Source organism: Corallococcus terminator, assembly GCF_049194865.1.
Taxonomy (GTDB): Bacteria; Myxococcota; Myxococcia; order Myxococcales; family Myxococcaceae; genus Myxococcus; species Myxococcus terminator_A.
Genome location: NZ_JBLZWL010000109.1, coordinates 194,205 through 213,676, shown reverse-complemented (window position 1 = coordinate 213,676; position 19,472 = coordinate 194,205). Strand labels below are relative to the sequence as shown.

Sequence of the window (19,472 nt, the reverse complement as noted above, 5' to 3'; positions counted from 1 at the left end):
CAGCGGGTCCTGACGTCGCGCGCGGGCACATCGGCGCCGGGACGTTGTAGACAGGGGCATGTCCCTTCCCTGGGAGAACGGTGCCCTCCGTGGCACGCGGGTGCGGTGTCCGGGCTGCACCCGCTTCAACACGCCCGGCATCCGGTGTCCCAGCTGCGCGTGCGGCCCGGTGCCGCCCGAACACCATGGCGCCGCGCGCATGCTGCTCCACGCGGGCGTGGACCGCTTCGCGCTGGTGGGACGGCTGGAGGCGCTGGAGCCCGCGCTGTCCTGGCAGTTGGAGTCCCAGTACGCAGCGAAGTGGGCGGCCGTGCTGCGCGTCATCGCGGACGTGAGCTGGTGCGAGCCCTACCTGCTGCTCCTGGGCTTCGCGGAGGAGGCCGAGGACCGCTGGGCCGAGCAGCTCCCGTGGGCCCAGCCGCCCGCCCCCGCGCCCTCCTCCGAGGATGACGAGGACGAGGACACGTTGGCGGTGATGTTCCGGAACAGCCAGGCGTCCGAGGTCCGCCAGCTCGCAGCGCTCGCCAAGGTGCACCTGCGACAAGAGACGCGGGACATGTACTCCACCGTCCTGTCCTGTCTGTACGAGGAGGGGAGAGCGGCGATGGAGGCCGCGCTCGCCCTGACGCGCTGGCGGGTGTGGAGCCGCACGCGGCTGCAGCGGCAGCAGCGCGAGCTCATCGAGCGTCACGCACGCGCCATCTTCGCGGGCTTCCCGGAGCACACCGCGCGCGCAGCCGTGGCCTGGGTGCGCGCCACCGGCAAGCCGCCCGAGGTGGACCTGCTCTTCGCGTTGCGCGAGGGGCTGCGCTCCCCGGACGAGGACCTCCGCTTCGAGTGCGCGCTCGTCCTCAAGGACGAGCCGGGGCTGCTCGCCGCGCTGGAGTCGGAGGACGCGGAGGTGGTGACGGAGGCGCGGGGGACGCTGGCGTCGCTCGGCTCGTCGGCGCTGCTCTCGCGACTCACCACGACGGGTGACGCGGCCTTCGTCCGGGACGTGCTGAGACGGCTGCCCTCACCGCCCACGCTGGAGGTGCTGGACGCGGTGCTCGCCGTCACCGCGCGGGAGCCGGACGCGCTCGCGGACGCGGTGCAGTCCTGGGCCCGCAACATGCCCTTCGAGCGCCTGTCTCCGGACGTGCACGCCCGCTGGGGAACGTGGGCCCGCGACACCCTGGGCACGTGGCCCGCGCGGAACGTGATGCGGTGGTTGGAGTGGGCCACCGACGAGCGCGAGTCCCGGGCCACGCCGGCCGCGCGCGCCTTCCATGCCGCCGCCGTGCAGGCGCTCCGGGTCGCGCCTTCCTCGGAGCGCGCGGAGCTGGTGCGAACGGGCGCCTTCACCACCTTCCTCGCGCTGGGCGACGTGGAGGAGCTGACGCTGGTGCACTCGTGGGCGCGGGACGCGGCGTGCGCGGAGCGGCTGCTGGACCTGCTGGTGTCGCTGCCGGGGCTGATGGACCGGCTGGCGCCGGAGGTGGGAAGAGGCCGCTCGGCGCGGCTGCTGATGGCGGCGTGGGAGAAGCCCGCGCGCGCGGCGGTGCTGGCTCCGCTGGCGAAGGCGGTGCGCTCCTGGAGCGGCATCTCCGGGCGTGAGGAGCTCATCGACGCCGTGTGGCTGCGCTTCCAGCGCTACCCCGACGAGCGCGCGGACCTGTTGGCCACCTTCACGCCCTGGCGACAGGAGCTGTGGGAGCGTCAGCTCGCGGCGGAGCCGGATGCCATGGTCATCTTCGAGACGTGGTGGCGAGCGGACTCGCAGCTCCGGCTCCCGGCGTTGGTGGACTGGCTGCTGCGCGACATCTCCGCCGAGAGGCTGGGAGATCGCCTCTCCTTCGTCTGGGCGGCGGCGGAGGCGCGGGTGGATGCGTGGCCGCGCTCCACCTCGCATGCGGTGTCCTCCGCGTCCTCGCTGCTCAACAATGCGCTGCGACAGGGCAATGACTTCCTCATCATCGAGGTGGGGCACTTCCTGGAGTGGCTCCCGGACTTCGAGCGGCGCGTGCGCGAGGCGCCCGTTCAGGAGGCCGAGTCCAGCTACCACCGGGACTTGCTGGAGGACATCCACGTCGACGTGAAGATGATGGGCGAGTACCTCCAGCGCCTGCGGGACGAGGAGGAGCAGGAGCACCAGGACGAGCTGCGGCGGCGCGTGGAGGAGTCGCGACGCAGGGACCAGCAGCGGCAAATCGAGCTGGCCCAGCGCGAGGCCGAGCTTGCCCAGCGCGAGGCGGACCGGGTCCGCGAGGAGCAGGAGGCACACCGCGCGCGGCTGATGAGCGCGGTGGCTCAGATGGGCCCGCCCGCGTCCCCGACGCGGATGCTCCAGGCGAGCCCCCAGGTGGATGAGCAGTCCCTGGACACGGAGGTCATCCTCCCGGGAGCACAGCTGGGCACGCTCTTGGACTACGCGCGGGTGCTCAAGGCGATGAGCGACGGGGGCAACGCGCTGGAGGTGTTCGAGGCGCGCGGCCTGTCGATTGCCGCCTGGAGCACGGAGGCGCAGGCGTGGATGCAGGCGATGCAGCGCAGGCCGGAGCTGGGCATGCGCTTCGCGCAGCTGCTGGCGGCGCCCTGGGCCTGAGCGCCGCCAGTCACCTGGCTTGAAGCCGGGGCTACTGCGCGGAGGAGCCGCCGTCGAGGACGAACTCGGAGCCCGTCATCAGCTTCGACTCGTCCGACGCGAGGTACACGACGGCGTGGGCGATGTCGTCCGGCTCACCCATGTGGCCCAGGGGAATGCTGCGGCGCATGCCCTCGCGCATCTTGTCCGGCACGCCGCTGGCCTCCATCAGCGCCTTCACCATGGTCGTCTCGACGAAGGTGGGGTGGATGGAGTTGCAGCGGATGCCGTAGCCCTGCTGCGCGCAGTGCAGCGCCACCGACTTGGTGAACATGCGCACGGCGCCCTTGGCGCTGCCGTAGGCGGGCAGCGTGGGCACGCCGATGAGGCCCGCCAGCGAGGAGATGTTGATGATGGAGCCCCTGGCGCCGCACTGACGCATGGCGCGGATGCCGTGCTTGCAGCCCAGGAAGGTGCCGTCCAGGTTGACGGCGTGCACCAGCCGCCACTCCTCCAGGGAGATGTGCTCCACGTCCTTGGGGATGCCCAGGCCCGCGTTGTTGACGAGCACGTCCAGCCGGCCGAACCTCTCCAGCGTCGTGTCGATGGCCTGGACCCAGTCCTCCTCGCGGGTGACGTCCAGCGGGAGGAACAGGCCCTGGCCCTCGCCCAGGGACGCGGCCACTTCGCGCCCGAGCGCTTCCTGACTCTTGCGGTCCGTCACCACGACCTTCGCGCCCTCGCGCGCCAGCATCCGTGCGGACGCACTGCCCAGGCCGCCCGCCGCGCCCGTGATGAGTGCCACCTTGCCTTCCACGCGTTTCATCGTCGTGTACCTTTCGGGGCTGCGAGTGGGAATCAGACCGGACCGTTGGGCGTGAGCAGCACCTTGCCGCCGCGTCCGCCTTCCATGGCGCGCGCCAGGGCGTCCTGGATGGCATCCAGTGAGAAGGTGCCCTCCACCGCGGTCTTCAGCGTGCCGTCCGCCAGCAGCTTGGACAGCCGGGCGTAGGTGTCGCGCTGGTGCTCGCGCTCGGCGCGCTTGAGCCACAGCACCAGCCAGAAGCCGCGCAGGGTGACGTCCTTGAAGATGGTGGCCTCCGCCGACAGCTTGGGGCCCTTGCCGCTCATGACGCCGTAGTTGACCACCGTGCCGCCGGTGGCGAGCGAGTCGCCGAGCCGCCGCGTGGAGTCTCCGCCCACGCCGTCGATGGCCAGCCGCACCTTCGCGCCGCCCGTCGCCTCGCGCACGCGCTCCCGCAGGTCGTCCGTGTCCGTGAGCACGACGTCCGCGCCCAGCGCGAGCAGCTCCGGCGCCAGCTCCTCGCGGCGCACGACGTTGAGCGTCTTGTAGCCAGCCTGCTTCGCCAGGGCGATGAGGTAGCGGCCCACCGCGGAGTTGGCCGCGTTCTGGAGCACCCAGTCTCCGGGCTGCAGGGTGACGAACTCGCGCAGCATGATGTCCGCGGTGGGCGGGTTGACGAACAGCATGGACGCCTGCTTCACGTCCGTGCCCTTGGGCACCGGCATCAGCCCCTCGGCGGGGGCGACCAGGTGGGTGCGCCACGTCCCCGAGCCCAGCGGCAGGAAGACGACGTCTCCCACCTTCACCGCCGAGGAGTCCTTCACCTCCACCACGCGGCCCACGCCCTCGTTGCCCGGCACCGCCGGCAGCTTCGGCAGCGAGCCGTACTGTCCGGAGAGGGTGAGCACGTCCGAGGGATTGATGGGGGTGGCCAACACTTCGATGCGGACCTCGCCCGACTTCAGCTCCGTGTCGGGCTCCTCCACCACCTCCACCACCTTCAACGGGTGCCCGAACTTCGAAAACCGGACCGCTTTCATGTGTTGCTCCGTGTGCGCGGGAAATCGGGGCCGCACCCTAGCGACCTTCGAGGCCGGAGCCGAGCACGCACTCGGAGTCGCTCGGGCAACCGGCGCCCCGGGGTGGGGGGACCGAGCGCGGATGTCCACCGGCTGACGTGAAGAGAGGGAGGTGGCTTCCGGGCGACGGGCGACCCTCGCCATCCCAGCCGGGGCTGTCCACCTTCCACCGTGACTCGGGGCGCAGGGCGGTGAGGGAGGCGATGGTGAGCAACGCGCGCGGGGAGATGACCCTGGGCAGGCCGATGGATGCCGCGATGGCGGTCCCTTCGGTGTCGGTGCCCTGGAGAAGGAAGCTGACGGGACTGCTCAGGCCCGTCTTCGCGGTGGCCGGACTGGGCATGCTGGCGCTGCTGATGCGAAAGGTGGGCCCCCATGAGCTGGGCGGGGTGCTGCTGGACGCCGCGCCCTGGCTGCCGTGGGTGGTGTTGCTGGAGCTGGGTCGGCAGGGCATGGACGGACTGGCGACGCGCGCTTCCTATGGCGCGAGGGCGGAGCACGTGCCCCTGCGGGTGCTGGCGCGCGCGCAGCTCATCGGCACGGCGGTGTCCAGCATGGCGCCCGCGGGCCGCGCGGCGGCGGAGGCCACCAAGGCGGCGTTGCTGTCGCCCCACATGGGCGGCGCCACGGCCACCGCGGCGGCGGCCACGTCGCAGGCGGCCTCGCTGGCGGCGGGCGGCCTCATCTCCTTTCCCTGCGCGGCGGCGTCCTTCCTGCTGACGGGCTGGTCCGCCTTCACCCTGGCCATGCTGGGCCATGGCGTGGTGCTGGTGGTGGCGTCCACGGGCCTGCGGGCGTGCATGCGCGCACGCAAGCCCTGCGCGTGGCTGGCGCGCCGCTCGCAGCGCTGGGCACTCCACACGGAGCAGTTCCGCGAGACGGCGTGCCACGGCAAGCTCCTGCCCTGGGGCCCGGTGCTGGCCTTCCTGGGCAGCCGCACGCTCCAGGTGGCGCAGTACGCGGTGCTGACGCACGCGGTGGGCATCGACACGTCGCTGGTGCAGGCTCTCTTCTCGCAAGGCCTCTACCTCTGCGCGCTGGCGGTGGGCTCGCTGGTGCCCGGACAGGTGGGCGTCAGCGACGGCGCCTTCGCGCTGGCGGCGGGGGTGCTGGACACCACCACCGCGCGCGCCATGTCGGTGGCGCTCCTGAGCCACCTGGTGCAGCTGCTCTTCGTCGCGGCCGGCGCGCTCACGCCCCTGGTGTGGCGGGCGCGCCCGGCGTCTCGGCCGGCTTCACCCTCACCGGTGTACCGTTGAAGGCGGCGTTGCCGCTGAGCAGGTCCACGGCGCGGTCATCCGTCAGGTCGTTCTGGCTGATGCCCGCGTGCTCGGCGGCGATGCGCTGGCCCGTGCCCTGACGGCGGTGGCCGTAGCCGTGCGGCAGGCTCACCACGCCGCGCATGACGTCGTCCGTCACCGCCACCGGCACCGTCACTTCGCCCACGCGCGAGGTGACGGTGGCGACCACGCCGTCGACGAGGCCCAGGCGCGAGGCATCCTCCGGGTGCACCATCAACGTGCAGCGCGGCTTGCCCTTCACCAGCCCCGCCACGTTGTGCATCCAGGAGTTGTTGTCGCGCAGGTGGCGCCGGCCGATGAGCAAGAGCTCCCCGTCGCGAGGCTCGTGGGCGGAGCCCTCCGGGAAGGTCTCTCGCAGTCGGCGCACGTCCGCCATCAGCGGCGCGGGCGCCAGCTGGATGCGCCGGTCCTTCGTCTGGAGCCGCCCGAGCAGGCACGGCTGGAGCGGGCCCAGGTCCACGCCGTGCGGTGACGCGCGCAGCTTCGCCAGCGACAGGCCTTCGCGCAGCGGGTGGAAGCGCGCGCCGTAAGGCCCCATGCGCAGGCCGAGGTCCAACACCCGCTCCGGTCCCAGTCGCGTGAGGGCCTGATACTTCAAGGTCTGCCGCAGCGAGGGCCGGCCCCGGCGCAGGTTCTCCAGCCGGTGCTGGAGCGCCAGGACGACCTGCCAGTCCTGGCGTCCCTCTGGCCCGGGCTGGAAGAGGGGCGGCGAGTACTTGGCGGTGTTGCGCACCGACAGCACGTGGAAGGCGATGTCGTAGTGGCCGCGCTCCAACGGAGAGACGGGCGGGAGGATGAGGTGCGCGTGGCGCGTCGTCTCGTTGAGGTACGGGTCCAGGCTCAGCATGAAGTCCAGGCCCTCCAGCGCGCGCTCCAGCTGCGGGCCGTTGGGGGTGGACAGCACGGGGTTGCCGGCCATGGTGATGAGCGCGCGCACGCGGCCCTCACCCGGCGTGAGCATCTCCTCGGCGAGCACGGCCGCGGGCAGCTCTCCGCCGACCTCCGGCAGCCCGCGCACGCGGCTCTTCCAGCGGCCGTAGCTGCCGCGTCCGAGCGCCATCGCCTTGGGCCCGCCGACGATGTCGAACGCGGGCTGGGTGAACATGGCGCCGCCCTGCCGGTCCAGGTTTCCCGTCACCGTGTTGAGGACGTTGATGAGCCACTGGCACAGCGAGCCGAACGGCTGCGTGGACAGGCCCATGCGCCCGTAGCAGACGGCCTGCTCGGCGGAGAGGAAGTCGCGCGCGATTCCGCGCAGCGTGTCCGCGGGCACGCCGGTGTGGGGCGCGACGCGCTCGGGCGGGAAGTCACGCGCCAGCTCGCGCACGGCCTCCAGTCCCTCCACGTGCGCGGCCAGGTGGCTTGCGCGCGGCGTGTTCTCCACGAGCACGACGTGCAGCAGGGCCAGGAGCGCGAGCGCGTCCGTGCCCGGGCGGATGAAGACGTGGCTGTCGGCGATGGCGGCCGACTCCGTGCGGCGCGGGTCCACGACGATGAGCTTGCCGCCGCGCTGCTGAATCGCGCGCAGCCGGGCGCGGATGTCCGGCGCCGTCATCAGGCTGCCGTTGGACGCGAGCGGGTTGGCGCCCATGACGAGCAGATACTGCGTGCGGTCCAGGTCCGGGATGGGCGTGAGCAGCTGGTGGCCGAACATGAAGTACGACACCAGCTGGTGGGGGAGCTGGTCCACGGACGTGGCGGAGAAGCGGTTTCGTGAGCGCAGCGCGCGCACCAGCTCCGGGCCGAACAGCATGTTGCCCAGGTTGTGCACGTTGGGGTTGCCCAGGTACGAGGCCACCGAGTCGCGCCCGTGCTCCTTCTGCACGGCGTGGATGCGTCTCGCCGCCTCGTCGAGCGCGTCATCCCACGACACGCGCTCCCAGCCCGCCGCCGTGCGACGCATCGGGTGGCGCAGCCGGTCCGGGTCCTCGTGCAAATCCTTCAGCGCCAGCGCCTTGGGACAGATGTGGCCCCGGCTGAACGGGTCCTCGTCGTCACCTCGGATGGCGGTGATTTTCTCGCCCTCCAGCTCGATGCGCAGGCCGCACATCGCCTCGCACAGGTTGCACGTACGGAAGTGGACCCGGGACGTAGCCGTCGCGCTCATGCGCGGCACTCTACCTCGTGAATGCCATCGCCAATGCCTGTCATCGCCGCGTTCCGCTGTGCGGATTCGCTGCTGACGCTGCTGGCAAGCCCATGAAAGGATTGCGGCGGGAGGGGAACAAATGCGCCGGATGTGGTCGTGGGTCGTTGTCGCGGGGGTGTCGCTGTCGTCCGTTTCGCTGGGGGACGAGGTGAAGGGCGACCGGGAGGAGCTCGGCAGGACGGTGCGCTTCACCCAGAAGGACGCGGTGGTGGGACTGGCCGAGGAGCAGCGGCTCCACCTGGAGATGAAGCAGGACTTCCGCATCACCGCACCGGAGATGGAGCCGGAGTCCATCGCGATGACGAGCACGATGCTCCAGACGCAGGTCTCCACCACGCTCGCGGCGAAGGGCCGCATCGTCACCCGACGGAAGATTGTCTATGGCGACGTGGTGGACGTGACGAAGGACGCCGACGGCAAGGAGACGCGGGAGGTGTCCGCTGTCAACGGCAAGAGCTACCTGGCGGAGTTCAAGAAGGGTGGCATCGTGGTGACGGACCTCCAGGGCAAGCCCGTGACGAAGCAGGTGCGGGACACGGTGCTCACGGACCTGGATGGGCTGGGCGAGGAGGACTCCTTCGCCTCCGCCTTCCCCGAAGCGCCGCTCAAGATTGGCGACAGCGTGGAGCGCGTCGCCAAGGTGTTCGAGGCCAGCCTCCAGAGTGGCGGCGGCCCGGATGGGGTGAAGTTCAAGGACACCCGCATCCAGCTCTCGGAGATTCGCCACGAGGCGCGCGGGCCCGTGGGCGTCTTCACGTTGTCCACCACCCTGGAGATTCCCTCGGAAGAGGAGTCCCCCGTGTCGATGTCCATCATCTACCAGGGAACGATGAACGTCCTGGCCGCCGGCACCGTGCTCCTCGGCTTCTCCATGTCCGGGCCCCTGACGCTCACCCCCGCCCCGGAGATGCACGAGCTGGGCATGCGCATCGAGGGCAAGGGCGACTCGCGCCTCGTGCTCACCACCCAGGTCCTGCCTCCCCCGCCCAAGAAGTGACGACACGGCGCGTCACCGGCGTGGCGAAAACGTGACGGGAATAGGACGGCGCTCCGCACGAATGGCCGGCTGCTCCGCGGAGTGGCGAAGGCGTGACAGGGCGCTGACAGAGAATGGGCAGGGTTCGTGGTTAGAGGGTTCACATGTTCCTGCACGCGCTCGGCCATTTCCATCCGCCCAACCTCCTGACCAACGCCTTCCTCGAGGAGCTGGGGCTCGAGACCTCGGACGCGTGGATTCTGGAGCGGGTGGGCATCCGCTCCCGTCACACGGTGCTGCCGCTGGAGTACCTGCGGGAGACGCGCAACCAGGACGTGCGGGCCGCGCAGGAAGCGGCCCTCTTCAGCAACGCGGAGACGGGGGCCCAGGCGGCGCGGATGGCGCTCGCGCGCGCGGGGCTGAAGCCGTCCGACATCGGCCTCGTCGTCGCGGGCGGGTGCAGCCCCGACGAGTGCATTCCCGCCGAGTCCAACCGCGTGGCGCAGGTGCTGGGCATCGACGCGCCGGCGGTGGACCTCCAGAGCGCCTGCTCCTCGTTCTGCACGCAGCTGCACTTCCTCACGGGCATGCGGCCGGAGCGCCTGCCGGACTACGTGCTGGTGGTGAACATGGACAACTCCACGCGCGTCGTCGACTACACGGACCGCTCCAGCGCGGTGCTGTGGGGGGACGGCTCGGCGGCGGCGGTGATTTCTCCCCGCGTGCCGGGGCGCTGGCGAATCACCGAGACGCGGCTCGCGGGAGACCCGTCGGGCGCGGACAAGGTGCGGGTGCCGCGCATCGGCCACTTCACGCAGCACGGCGCGGAGGTGCAGAAGTTCGCCATCCGCCGCGCGGGCGAGACGTTCCTCGACTTGCGCGCCCACTACCTGCGCCAGCACCCGGACAAGGGCAACGAGGACGTCACCTTCATCGGCCACCAGGCCAACCTGCGCATGCTGGAGGCCGTCCAGCGCCGCTGCGAGGTGCCCGAGTCCCGGCACCGCTTCAACGTCCACCTCCGGGGCAACACCGGCGCGGCCGGGGCTCCAGGCGTGCTGAGCGAGCACTGGGATGACGCCTCCCTGGGCGACGCGGTGGTGCTGAGCGTCGTCGGCAGCGGCCTCACCTGGGCCGGCGCCCTGCTCGAGCGCACGGACCCCGCCAGCCGCTGATCGACACCTCGCGGGGCCAGTCCGGATGCCCGGAACCCGACCTGTCATGAAGCCTGCTGCCCCGCACGTCGGAGAGCACTGGTATGTTCTCCAACGAGCGTCATGGCCCCGAATCACCCCGACATTCCCCTCCTGTTCCCGACCTGTTGCCCTGGGGGACCGTTCACGGGTTCGACACCGGGCGTGACATCGGACTCACCGGCGGTCTTTTCCGTCCACCAGGGCACAGGTGCACAGGTGGATCTGCTGGCGGCGCGGCGAAGGCGTGTGCACCTATCCCGGCACCGTAACGGGGCGGGGGTTGGACGCATGAGAGAGCAGGCGTGGAAGAGCGCGCGGTGGCTCGTGCTGGGGCTGGTGTTGGTGGCGGGCTCGGCGCGGGCGGGGCAGAAGCAGGTGGGCGGAGTCCATATGCCGGACTCGATGACGCTCCAGGGGCGAACGGTGGAGCTCGCCCACATGGAGCTGCACAAGCGCTTCCTCTTCAAGGTCTACGTGTGGAGCCTCTATCTGGAGGACCGTCCACGCAGTGCATCGGAGGCCATCGCCTCCAACTCCGTGAAGCGGCTGCACTTCCGCTTCCTGCGGGACATCACCCGCTCGCAGCTGGTGGACAGCCTGCGCCACGGCCTGCTCCGCAGCGCGCAGCTGCGCGAGGGCCCCTTGTCCCAGCAGCTGGGCGTCATGCTCGACTCGATGCGTGACGTGGAGAAGGGCGGGGACCTCATCATCACCTACACGCCCGGAGGCGGCCTGGAGATCGGCGGCGCGGCCAGCGGCGGCGTCTCCATCCCCGGCAAGACGTTCGCCGACGCGCTCTTCTCCGTCTGGCTGGACGTGCACCCCATCTTCCCGCGCTGAGGGCCGTGCCGCCGTGGACCCCCTGGCCCTCCGGCCAGGGCACCCGGCGAGGGCCAGGTCCCTGTGGGTTCTTCCTGACCTTGGCGCTCCCGAGCGGTAGGCTGGAGCTCCAACCATCGTTGTCGGGAGAAATCATACATATGCGGACACGGCTGATTCTGGCGGCATTCGTCGCGCTCTCCACGGGATGCGTTTCGCAGGGCAAGTTCGACGCGAAGGCCCTGGAGGCGGAGCAGCTCACCAAGGGCCTCACGGACGAGAAGGGCGCGCGCGAGGCCGCCGAGGCCAAGGTGAAGGAGCTGACGGAGACCATCACCGCGCAGGAGCAGGAGAAGAAGGCGCTGGAGACGCGGCTGAGCACCTCCGAGTCTCGCCTCACCTCGGGCGCCGCCGAGCGTCGGGCGCTGCAGGAGCAGAACGCGCAGCTGTCCGCGCTCAATGACGAGCTGGCGCGCAACTCCAAGAAGCTGGCGCAGGCGAAGGAGGAGCTGGAGAAGAAGAGCTCCGAGTACGAGAACCTGGCGCAGAGCCTCAAGTCGGAGATTTCGGAAGGCAAAATCGAGTTGTCCGAGCTGAAGGGCCGGATGACGGTGCAGCTCAAGGACAAGATTCTCTTCGCCTCCGGCTCGTCGCGGGTGGGCAAGGAGGGCGTGGACGCGCTGAACAAGATCGCCACCGCGCTCAAGACGGTGCAGGGGAAGATTGTGCGCGTGGAGGGCCACACGGACGACGTGCCCATGGCCGGCGGTCAGTTCCCCACGAACTGGGAGCTGAGCCTGGCGCGGGCGATGGCGGTGGTCCGGGCGCTCCAGGACGCGGGTGTCGACCCGACGACGTTGTCGGCGGCGGGGTACGGCCAGTACCAGCCGATCGCCGCCAACGACTCGCCGGAAAACCGCAGCTTGAACCGGCGTATCGAAATCGTCCTCGCGCCCAAGTTGTGAGAGCTTCGGGAGGGCGCGCGTTGGTGCGCCCCTCCCTCATGAAAACGCTCTTCACCGTCTTCTGTTTCCTCATCGCCACCGGGGCGCTGGCCCAGGCCCCGGATGGCGGCGTCGCCGACCCCGATGCGGGTGTCCCCACCGGGGTGCTGACGAAGCCACCCGAGCTTCTTCGCCAGGTGGAAGCGCCGTACCCCGCCGAAGCCGCCGCCCAGCAGTTGGAGGGGACGGTGGTGATGTTCATCGACATCTCGGAGACGGGCGCCGTCACGAATGTCGAAGTCACACAGCCCGCGGGGAACGGCTTCGACGAGGCCGCGGTGGAGGCGGTGAAGCAGTTCGAATTCTCCCCGGCGGAGGTGGACAACGTCCCCTCCCCGGTGCGCATCCAGTACGCGTACCAGTTCGTCTTCCGGCCGGTGGCGCCCACGCCCACGGAGGACGGAGGCGTCTCACAGCCCGAGGCGCCGGTGAACTTCAGCGGTCAGGCGCTGGAGCGAGGCACGCGCAAGCCGCTCAACGGCGCGGAAATCGTGCTGCCGGAGCTGGACCTGTCCACCGTCGCGGACGCGGAGGGACGCTTCTCCTTCCGGGGCGTGCCGCTGGGTACGCACGAGGTGCTGGTGGTGCAGGGCGGGTACGACCGGTTCAAGACGAAGGAGACGCTGTCCGAGGGATTGGAGACGCGCGCCACGTACTACGTGCAGAAGCGCATCTTCAGCCCGTTCGAGACGGTGGTTCGCAGCGACCGTGAGCGCAAGGAAGTGACGAGCACCACGCTCCAGGTGGCGGAGGTGCAGCGAGTGCCCGGCACGCAGGGCGACACGCTGAAGGTGGTGCAGAACCTGCCCGGCGTCGCGCGGCCCGCGTTCAACGGCGGCGCGCTCGTGATTCGAGGCACCAGCCCGCAGGAGTCCGGCGTCTTCCTGGACGGCCAGCGCATCCCCCTGCTGTTCCACTTCGGCGGCCTGACGAGCGTCTACAACTCCGAGCTGCTGGAGTCGCTGGACTACCTGCCCGGCAACTTCTCCTCGTATTACGGCGACATCACCGGCGGCGTCATCAACGTGAACAGCCGCGAGCCGAAGATGGACCGCCTCCACGCCACCGTGGGCGTGAGCCTCATCGAGTCCAACGCGGTGATTGAAGGGCCGATTACGGACACGCTGGGCTTCGCGATTGGCGGCCGGCGCTCGTACATCGACATCGTGCTGGGGGTGATTCCGGAGGGCGACGGCCCGAGCCTCCAGGTGGCGCCGCGCTACTACGACGCGCAGCTCAAGCTGGTGTGGAAGCCGCTGTCGCGCCACACCTTCACGCTGCAGGGCATCACCTCGCGGGACAGGCTGGGGCTGGTGTTCGACCGGCCGTCGGACAATGACCCCACCGTCAACGGCAGCCTGGACGTCACCACGGGCTTCAACCAGCTGCGGCTGCGTCACCAGTACCGCGCGGACCGGCTCACGTTGGACACGCACGCGCTGGTGGGCAACACGCTGGTGGAGTTCGAGATTGGCGACCGCAACCTGCGCATCGCCTCCACGGACCTGAACCTGCGCGCCACGGCGGAGTACGCGCTGGTGGAGCCCTTCACCCTGGCGGGTGGTGTGGACGTGACGAGCAGCTTCGCGAACGTCAGGGCGCGCATCCAGCGTCCGCCGCGCGAGGGCGAGCCGCCCAGCCCGCTCATCACCGAGGACCTGCTCAACACCGACGGCGACTTCCTCCAGTACTTCCCCTCGCTGTGGATTGAGGGCCGCTGGCGTCCATTCAAGGGGCTCCTGGTGGTGCCGGGCGTGCGGTACGAGGGCTATGTCTTCACGGACCAGAAGGAGACGAAGCGGACGCTGAACCCGCGCCTCGCGGTGCGCTACGCGCTGACGGACACGCTGACGCTGAAGGGCGGCGCGGGCGTGTACCACGGGCCTCCGGTGAATGATGAGCCCAGTCTGGCGTTCGGCAATCCCGACCTGGCCGCGAAGCGCTCGCTCCAGTACGGCGTGGGCGCGGAGTGGCAGCCGATGCAGGAGTGGTTTGTCAGCGGCGAGGTCTTCTACAACGACTTGGACAACCTCATCAGCCGCTCGGACGCGCTGGTGGAGCGGGACGGGGAGCTGGTGCCGGAGCGGCTGAAGAACGGGGGCATCGGCCGCGTGTATGGCTTGGAGATTCTCATCCGTCGCTCGCTGACGGAGCGGCTGTTCGGCTGGATTGCGTACACGCTCAGCAAGAGTGAGCGCCGGGATGCGCCGGGGGCGAACTGGCGGTTGTTCGACAACGACCAGACGCACGTGCTGACTGCGATTGCCTCGTACAAGCTGCCGAAGGGCTGGGAGGTGGGAGCGCGCTTCCGCTTCGCGTCGGGCAATCCGACGACGCCGGTGGTGGGCTCGGTGAGGGATGACGGCACCGACGTGTTCCTGCCGCTGTTCGCGGGGGTGAACTCGCAGCGGCTGCCGTCGTTCAATCAGCTGGACGTGCGCGTGGACAAGATTTTCGTCTTCGACAAGTGGACGCTGGACCTCTATCTGGATTTGACGAACGTCTACAACAACGCGGCGGTGGAGGGCATCGCCTACAACTACAACTACACCGAGAGCGCTTACTTCAAGGGATTGCCCATCCTTCCGGTCATCGGCGCCAAGGGGAGCTTCTGAGCATGCGCACGCGAGTCTTCGTCACACTGGCCGCGCTGCTGCTCGCCTGCGGCCCCGACTTCGAGCTTCAGAGTGAAATCCGCCGGGTGCGGGTGCTGGGCATCCGCGCGGAGCCGCCGGAGCTGGTGCTGAATCCGGACACGGGGGCGTTGCCCGGGCCCACGACGTTCACCGCGCTGGGCGTGGCTCCGGAGGGTCGTCCCGTCACCGTCACGTATGCGCTGTGTCGCTTCAATGGCAATCCGTACGACGGCCGCTGCCCGGGTGAGAACGGCGTGGCGCTGCCGGATGGTGTGTTGTCATTGCAGGACCCCAACGTGCAGGTGGTGCTCCGGGAGGCGCTGGTCGCCGCGAATCCCAATGGAGGAGGGACGCCGAACCCGGATGACCCGCGCACGCGGGAGGCGCTGGAGAAGGGCATCCCGCTCTTCGTGGGCTACGAGGCGTCGGACGGCACGGGTGCGCCGGGGGGAGTGGAGCGGGGCGTGCGGCAGGTGTTGCTGCGCTCGACGACGGAGCCGAACCTGAATCCGTCGGTGGCGGACATCCTCTGGAACGATGCGACGCTGACGGGGCCGCTGCCGCTGGACACGGAGGTGGTGTTCCGTCCGCTGCTCATGGAGGGGAGCATGCAGGTGTACACGGCGGAGGACGGTCCGCGCACGGAGCAGGTCTTCTACAGCTGGTTCGTCACGGGGGACGGCGAGGTGAAGGAGTTCCGCTCGCAGGAGCCGGTGGACAACAGGCCCGGAGACCCGACGTCGAAGTACGAGACGCCCGCCACGCCCCAGCGCATCACCGTCTATGTGGTGGCGCGCGACGGACGCGGCGGAGTGGGCTGGCTCAGCCGCGACGTGGACGTGGGGCCGTAACGCACGGCTACGGCGACTACCCCAACGCGACCCGGTGTGGCGTTGGGGTGGGCTTCGCGTTGGTGGACTTCTGCTCAGGCTTCGTCGAAGCGCCCGCCAAAGAGGATGCTGCCCTCGAGGGCCTGCTGTGAGAGGTTTCGCCGGGTTGGGGCGCTGAGTTCCGGACGGCCCTGTCTGATTGTCTGGTCTGGAATCAGTTCTCTTCAAGAGGGATTCACAATCGGCCCGTCTGGGGATGTGCTGTCCCCATGCCTGTCTGCACGTGGGAGAGGACGCTTCCAGTCAGAAGCTCGACGGGGTGGCCCGAGCCCGCGAGGTGGCAGGCGTGCGCGTTCTGCGGGAAGCCAGCGCATGCCTTGGCGGAGGAGCCTGGGTCGAATGAGGGCAGCTCCGGAACGCTGAGCAGGAACATCCTCAACGGAGCGGGGCCTGAATCGCACCCTTGGTTCACCGGGGCCTATTCCATTGCGGCCCATCACCTCATCTGCTCGGAGTCGATGAGTGGAGACGAGGATTGGGCGCGTGCCTGTTGGTACTTTGGTTACGATATCAACCGCGCGGAGAACGGTGTCTTTCTTCCCACCGTTCCCGCAGTTGCCTGTGAGCTTCATATCCCAGTTCACCGAGGGCCCCATTCCGGCGGCTGGGCCCTTGATCTGGACCTGGCCTACCCCGAGGCCGTGAACAAGCTCCTGGAAGGAGTCTCGCGGTCGGTAGACCGCGGGGGCTTCTGCGCGAAGCCGATGGCTCTGACGAATACGTTGGATCGCCTCAGTCGGGACATATTGGGGAAGGTCGCGAAGGGGGCTTGGACCCTCAGCACCGATGGCCTGGACTACCTTCCGGGGGGCAACGGCTGCTCTGGCGCCCTGAGCATTTCGGGCAAGCCACGCCTCCCATGTCCGCGTGGTCGACGTCATGGTGCACGTCACGGCATCACGCAGAAGACTCTTCCACGACGAGCACTTCAGGTGGGGGCGTAGGCCCATGCAACGAGAGTACTTCGTCCTCATGCGCGCGCGCTCGCAGCACCATCCGCTGCTCGCGTGGAACCAGTCGGGAAGTGCGTTCCGAAAGGCGCGGCCCGTGGCGGTCAGTGAGCCGGTCAAGCTGCGGCTCGGCGAACCCGTTCCAGAGAAGCCCGTCATGGTGGACTTCCACAGTCTGCCGGCACCCGTCGTGTCGCCGCGGCTCAAGGAGGTTCTTGAGGCCGCAGACCTCCGAGGTGTCCAGTTCATCCCCGCTGACGTCGAGGTTGGAGACGCAGTGCATCGTTATTGGCTGGTCCACATGTGGCGGGAGCTTCGCTGCGTGGATCGTGAGCACTCCGTCTTCGAGGACTCCGAGACGGGGCTGTTCATGCTGCTGCTCGACCGGCTCGTACTCGATGAGGCTGTCCTCCGGGAGATTCCGCTGGAGGAGCGGCTGGCCTTCGCCCTTGAGGAGCATGTCGTGCAGCTGTTCCACCGCACCGTGGTGGAGCGGGTGCTGGCGATGACGCCTCCGCCTGAAGGGCTCCGCTTTGTTCCCGTGGCGGAGTGGGGGGACTCATCGGCGTTCCGGTGACCGTGGGTGTCTGCCCTGCTCCCACGGTGGTCAAGTCCAGCGGAGTTCCGGCACGCAGGATGGGGACGCGCAGTCGCTCGGAAAACTCTGCGCGCTGGCCGGAAGAGAAGCACCAAATGCTTTCAATCTTCACGCAGCCTGGATGGGTTGGCGGCTGCGAGATACCAACGTCCCGGTACGTACGCGTCGATGTTCATGTCGAAGTAGCGCGTCGCTGACGTCATGTGGACGTACGTGCTGTGGGGCCGATGGCGAGGACGAGGTCGCTGCAGCGATGATGTCAACGCGCTGAGCGCCCGCCGATCTGCGGGAAACGCCCGTAGGCCAGCAGGAGCGCTTCCATTTGGATGGGGCACGCTACCTGCCACTTCTGCCCGCCTCATTCGAGTTAGCCTGCTCTGCAGCATGACCGTAAATCACGAATTAACGACAAAGCCCCCGGATTCAAAAGAACCCGAGGGCCATGGGGGTCGCGGGAATCGAACCCGCACCGGGCTTTCACCCACCGGCGTGACAGGCTGGAGCGTCTACCAATTTCGCCAGACCGGAACAAAATTAACGCGACCCCAGAGAAGGTCAAGTCTCGGTGCCGTTGGTTTCTGCATGTCCCCTGCGGGGGCCTCGGCTTGTGGGCGCTTCTATTGCGACCCTCTCGCTTCTTTCTGGAATTCATCCTCCATCGGACTACCTCACGGACGAATGCGACCTGGGGCTTAGGGCGGTCCTCTGGTGCGAGATGGCTACAGCGCCGTTGGTAGTCCAACGCGGCCCCAAGCTCGAAGTACTGCCGAGGCGAGATGCGTCCCAACCGGTAGGTGAACCACAAGTCCCACCGCCGCCAGTGGTGCGGAATCCCCACTCCATTCCAGCAAGCTCTGACAAGGCGAACGGCCAGCTCGACTGTGACAATGCCAAGGAGCGCCCCGAGTATCACTGAGTACTCGGCCACGTCATGGTGACTTGATGCCGAGGACATAAACGCCGCCGCGCTTCTTGTGCGCTCCATTCTTCGGAATGCCAGTGTCGTCCGCCACCAGCGCTTCCAATTCCGGTACCCGCGCTTCCTGCTTCCGCGCTAGCCGCTTTCGCTACACAAGTTTCTTGTTGAGGATGATGTCGACGCGGCCGAGAGGATTGGCGCAGCCGCGACGTGGACGCAGCCCACTACGGCGCCGTCGTGGGTGGCTTCCAGAGGAACACGTTGCGCCGTGTCCCGCTCACGACGATGAACACGTTGCGCGCGCGGCTGTAGCGGAACCGCCCATAGGTGCCATTCGACGCAGCCGGGCCCGGGTCATCCCCCGTGCCCGCCACCTCCACCCAGCGCGCGTTCGGCAGGTCGAGCATCGCCAGCCTCTTCCCACCAGGGTACGCGACGAACCGGTCCAGCACCGGTGAGTACGCGAGTCCCGGCGCTCCACCCACCGGCGTGCTCAACCCCGTGGTCGTCACAGTGGCGTGCGTCTTCCCCACGTCACCCAACGCATACGTCGACACCGTGGTGCCCTCGCGCACCAACGCCAGGACGTTGCGCCGCGTGTCCACGTCCGCGCCCGCGTAGTAGTAGCCCGCGCCGTCCGCCGCATGCGCCGTCCAGGTGTCGGCCACCGGGTCGTACTCATGCAGCTTCCTCGGCCCCACGTACCAGACGTGTCCGCGCGCATCGGCGGCGCTCGCTCCGTAGTCGATGACCGGGTTGTTCGCGCCGCGCACCCAGCGCCCTGTCCCGAAGTCGAAGCCCATCACCAGCCTCGAGCCCGCCTGCCCGCTGGGATACGGACCCACGGAGCCGAGCACGTAGAAGCGCCCCGTCGCCTCGCTGAAGGCGATGTTGCCGTAGGTGTGCGCGCTGCGCGGCTGCTGCGAGTCGACCTGGGCGAGGATGCTCGGCTCGTCACACAGCTCCGGACGCACATAACCGCTGGCCGTCAGGCTCGTGTCCGGGATGTCGAGCGACGTGACAGCCGGATAGAAGCCACACGTCTCCAATCGCTTGTCGCGCATCACCGGCGTGACGCTGTTGCCCGTCATCCCCGCAGGCAACTCCGTCCACCGCTTCCACTTCATCGACGCCAGGTCGAAAGTGAAGACGTTGTTGTACGGCGAGTCGTCATGCCCGCCGCCCCAGACAATCAGTCTGTCTCGCAGCGAGTCGTAGGCTCCGCCACTCCACGCAATCATCACCGCTTCACACGGATAGCTGGAGTACGGCGTGGGACAGACATCCGCCATGTTCGTCCCCGGCAGCTCCTTCCACGAGCCCGCGGGCATGGCGGCGATGATGGCGTCGACAGGGCCCGGCTCGATTCCCCCCGCGTCGGGCACGGGGCCCGAACCTCCGTCACCTCCGTCGCCCGCGTCCGCGCTGGGGCCTCCGTCCGCTCGCGGCGGTGCCTCGGAGGGGTCGCTGTCATCACAGCCGGCGGACAGCACCGCGGCCCAGACCAACGCGGCGGCGGGGAGCAGGACTCGGGTGATTCGTCGCATCCCTCATCCTGTGCGGCGGCCTCACAGCACGGACAGGGCT

General features: G+C 69.0%; 14 protein-coding genes and 1 tRNA gene. 10 read left to right on the top strand and 5 right to left on the bottom strand.

Annotation, left to right across the window (positions count from 1 at the left end; all coding sequences use genetic code 11):
* Positions 1 to 58: 58 nt before the first annotated feature.
* Positions 59 to 2,584 carry a hypothetical protein gene (locus ACN469_RS33555; protein ID WP_498774678.1) on the top strand — a complete coding sequence of 842 codons (2,526 nt, stop codon included), beginning with the start codon at positions 59 to 61 and terminating at the stop codon, positions 2,582 to 2,584.
* 31 nt (positions 2,585 to 2,615) lie between these two features.
* On the opposite strand, the gene ACN469_RS33550 is transcribed toward ACN469_RS33555, so the two are convergent.
* The gene (locus ACN469_RS33550; protein WP_498774676.1) at positions 2,616 to 3,389 is read right to left on the bottom strand and encodes a glucose 1-dehydrogenase; all 774 of its coding nucleotides are present in this window, start codon (positions 3,387 to 3,389) and stop codon (positions 2,616 to 2,618) included.
* Positions 3,390 to 3,421: 32 nt separating this feature from the next.
* Positions 3,422 to 4,408 carry a zinc-dependent alcohol dehydrogenase family protein gene (locus ACN469_RS33545; protein ID WP_498774674.1) on the bottom strand — a complete coding sequence of 329 codons (987 nt, stop codon included), beginning with the start codon at positions 4,406 to 4,408 and terminating at the stop codon, positions 3,422 to 3,424.
* Positions 4,409 to 4,704: 296 nt separating this feature from the next.
* Here ACN469_RS33545 and ACN469_RS33540 point away from each other — a divergent pair, with 296 nt between their 5' ends.
* A complete protein-coding gene (locus ACN469_RS33540) occupies positions 4,705 to 5,706 on the top strand; it encodes a lysylphosphatidylglycerol synthase domain-containing protein (protein ID WP_498774672.1) in 1,002 nt (333 codons plus the stop codon).
* Here the strand turns inward: ACN469_RS33540 and ACN469_RS33535 are convergent.
* On the bottom strand, positions 5,639 to 7,855 hold the full coding sequence (locus ACN469_RS33535; protein WP_498774670.1) for a molybdopterin oxidoreductase family protein: 2,217 nt from the start codon (positions 7,853 to 7,855) through the stop codon (positions 5,639 to 5,641). The genes ACN469_RS33540 and ACN469_RS33535 overlap by 68 nt on opposite strands.
* Before the next feature lie 121 nt (positions 7,856 to 7,976).
* On the opposite strand from ACN469_RS33535, the gene ACN469_RS33530 reads away from it, so the two are divergent.
* The 8 genes from ACN469_RS33530 (at position 7,977) to ACN469_RS33495 (ending at position 16,945) form a co-directional block, all read left to right on the top strand.
* Positions 7,977 to 8,894 (top strand): hypothetical protein, encoded by a 918-nt coding sequence (locus tag ACN469_RS33530; protein ID WP_498774668.1) that lies wholly within the window; start codon positions 7,977 to 7,979, stop codon positions 8,892 to 8,894.
* Positions 8,895 to 9,037: 143 nt separating this feature from the next.
* The gene (locus ACN469_RS33525; protein WP_498774666.1) at positions 9,038 to 10,048 is read left to right on the top strand and encodes a 3-oxoacyl-ACP synthase III family protein; all 1,011 of its coding nucleotides are present in this window, start codon (positions 9,038 to 9,040) and stop codon (positions 10,046 to 10,048) included.
* Positions 10,049 to 10,357: 309 nt separating this feature from the next.
* Positions 10,358 to 10,909, top strand: coding sequence for a chalcone isomerase family protein (locus ACN469_RS33520; protein ID WP_498774664.1), 552 nt, complete (start codon positions 10,358 to 10,360; stop codon positions 10,907 to 10,909).
* Between the two features lie 140 nt (positions 10,910 to 11,049).
* Positions 11,050 to 11,853 carry an OmpA/MotB family protein gene (locus ACN469_RS33515; protein ID WP_498774663.1) on the top strand — a complete coding sequence of 268 codons (804 nt, stop codon included), beginning with the start codon at positions 11,050 to 11,052 and terminating at the stop codon, positions 11,851 to 11,853.
* Between the two features lie 38 nt (positions 11,854 to 11,891).
* Positions 11,892 to 14,507, top strand: coding sequence for a TonB-dependent receptor domain-containing protein (locus ACN469_RS33510; protein ID WP_498774662.1), 2,616 nt, complete (start codon positions 11,892 to 11,894; stop codon positions 14,505 to 14,507).
* A 2-nt stretch (positions 14,508 to 14,509) separates the two neighbouring features.
* Positions 14,510 to 15,379 carry a hypothetical protein gene (locus tag ACN469_RS33505; RefSeq protein ID WP_498774661.1) on the top strand — a complete coding sequence of 290 codons (870 nt, stop codon included), beginning with the start codon at positions 14,510 to 14,512 and terminating at the stop codon, positions 15,377 to 15,379.
* 248 nt (positions 15,380 to 15,627) lie between these two features.
* A complete protein-coding gene (locus ACN469_RS33500) occupies positions 15,628 to 16,362 on the top strand; it encodes an AHH domain-containing protein (RefSeq protein ID WP_498774660.1) in 735 nt (244 codons plus the stop codon).
* 4 nt (positions 16,363 to 16,366) lie between these two features.
* Positions 16,367 to 16,945: an imm11 family protein gene (locus ACN469_RS33495; RefSeq protein ID WP_498774659.1), complete on the top strand. Its 579-nt coding sequence runs from the start codon at positions 16,367 to 16,369 to the stop codon at positions 16,943 to 16,945.
* Between the two features lie 464 nt (positions 16,946 to 17,409).
* Here ACN469_RS33495 and ACN469_RS33490 read toward each other — a convergent pair.
* Positions 17,410 to 17,491 (bottom strand) — tRNA-Asp (locus tag ACN469_RS33490).
* A 618-nt stretch (positions 17,492 to 18,109) separates the two neighbouring features.
* Positions 18,110 to 19,432: a Kelch repeat-containing protein gene (locus ACN469_RS33485; RefSeq protein ID WP_498774657.1), complete on the bottom strand. Its 1,323-nt coding sequence runs from the start codon at positions 19,430 to 19,432 to the stop codon at positions 18,110 to 18,112.
* Positions 19,433 to 19,472 lie beyond the last annotated feature (40 nt).

Excerpts from the sequence above, each read along its gene's own strand:
- ACN469_RS33555 (WP_498774678.1), top strand. The coding sequence starts at position 59 with ATGTCCCTTCCCTGGGAGAACGGTGCCCTCCGTGGCACGCGGGTGCGG.
- ACN469_RS33550 (WP_498774676.1), bottom strand. The coding sequence starts at position 3,389 with ATGAAACGCGTGGAAGGCAAGGTGGCACTCATCACGGGCGCGGCGGGC.
- ACN469_RS33545 (WP_498774674.1), bottom strand. The coding sequence starts at position 4,408 with ATGAAAGCGGTCCGGTTTTCGAAGTTCGGGCACCCGTTGAAGGTGGTG.
- ACN469_RS33540 (WP_498774672.1), top strand. The coding sequence starts at position 4,705 with ATGGCGGTCCCTTCGGTGTCGGTGCCCTGGAGAAGGAAGCTGACGGGA.
- ACN469_RS33535 (WP_498774670.1), bottom strand. The coding sequence starts at position 7,855 with ATGAGCGCGACGGCTACGTCCCGGGTCCACTTCCGTACGTGCAACCTG.
- ACN469_RS33530 (WP_498774668.1), top strand. The coding sequence starts at position 7,977 with ATGCGCCGGATGTGGTCGTGGGTCGTTGTCGCGGGGGTGTCGCTGTCG.
- ACN469_RS33525 (WP_498774666.1), top strand. The coding sequence starts at position 9,038 with ATGTTCCTGCACGCGCTCGGCCATTTCCATCCGCCCAACCTCCTGACC.
- ACN469_RS33520 (WP_498774664.1), top strand. The coding sequence starts at position 10,358 with ATGAGAGAGCAGGCGTGGAAGAGCGCGCGGTGGCTCGTGCTGGGGCTG.
- ACN469_RS33515 (WP_498774663.1), top strand. The coding sequence starts at position 11,050 with ATGCGGACACGGCTGATTCTGGCGGCATTCGTCGCGCTCTCCACGGGA.
- ACN469_RS33510 (WP_498774662.1), top strand. The coding sequence starts at position 11,892 with ATGAAAACGCTCTTCACCGTCTTCTGTTTCCTCATCGCCACCGGGGCG.
- ACN469_RS33505 (WP_498774661.1), top strand. The coding sequence starts at position 14,510 with ATGCGCACGCGAGTCTTCGTCACACTGGCCGCGCTGCTGCTCGCCTGC.
- ACN469_RS33500 (WP_498774660.1), top strand. The coding sequence starts at position 15,628 with ATGCCTGTCTGCACGTGGGAGAGGACGCTTCCAGTCAGAAGCTCGACG.
- ACN469_RS33495 (WP_498774659.1), top strand. The coding sequence starts at position 16,367 with ATGCAACGAGAGTACTTCGTCCTCATGCGCGCGCGCTCGCAGCACCAT.
- ACN469_RS33485 (WP_498774657.1), bottom strand. The coding sequence starts at position 19,432 with ATGCGACGAATCACCCGAGTCCTGCTCCCCGCCGCCGCGTTGGTCTGG.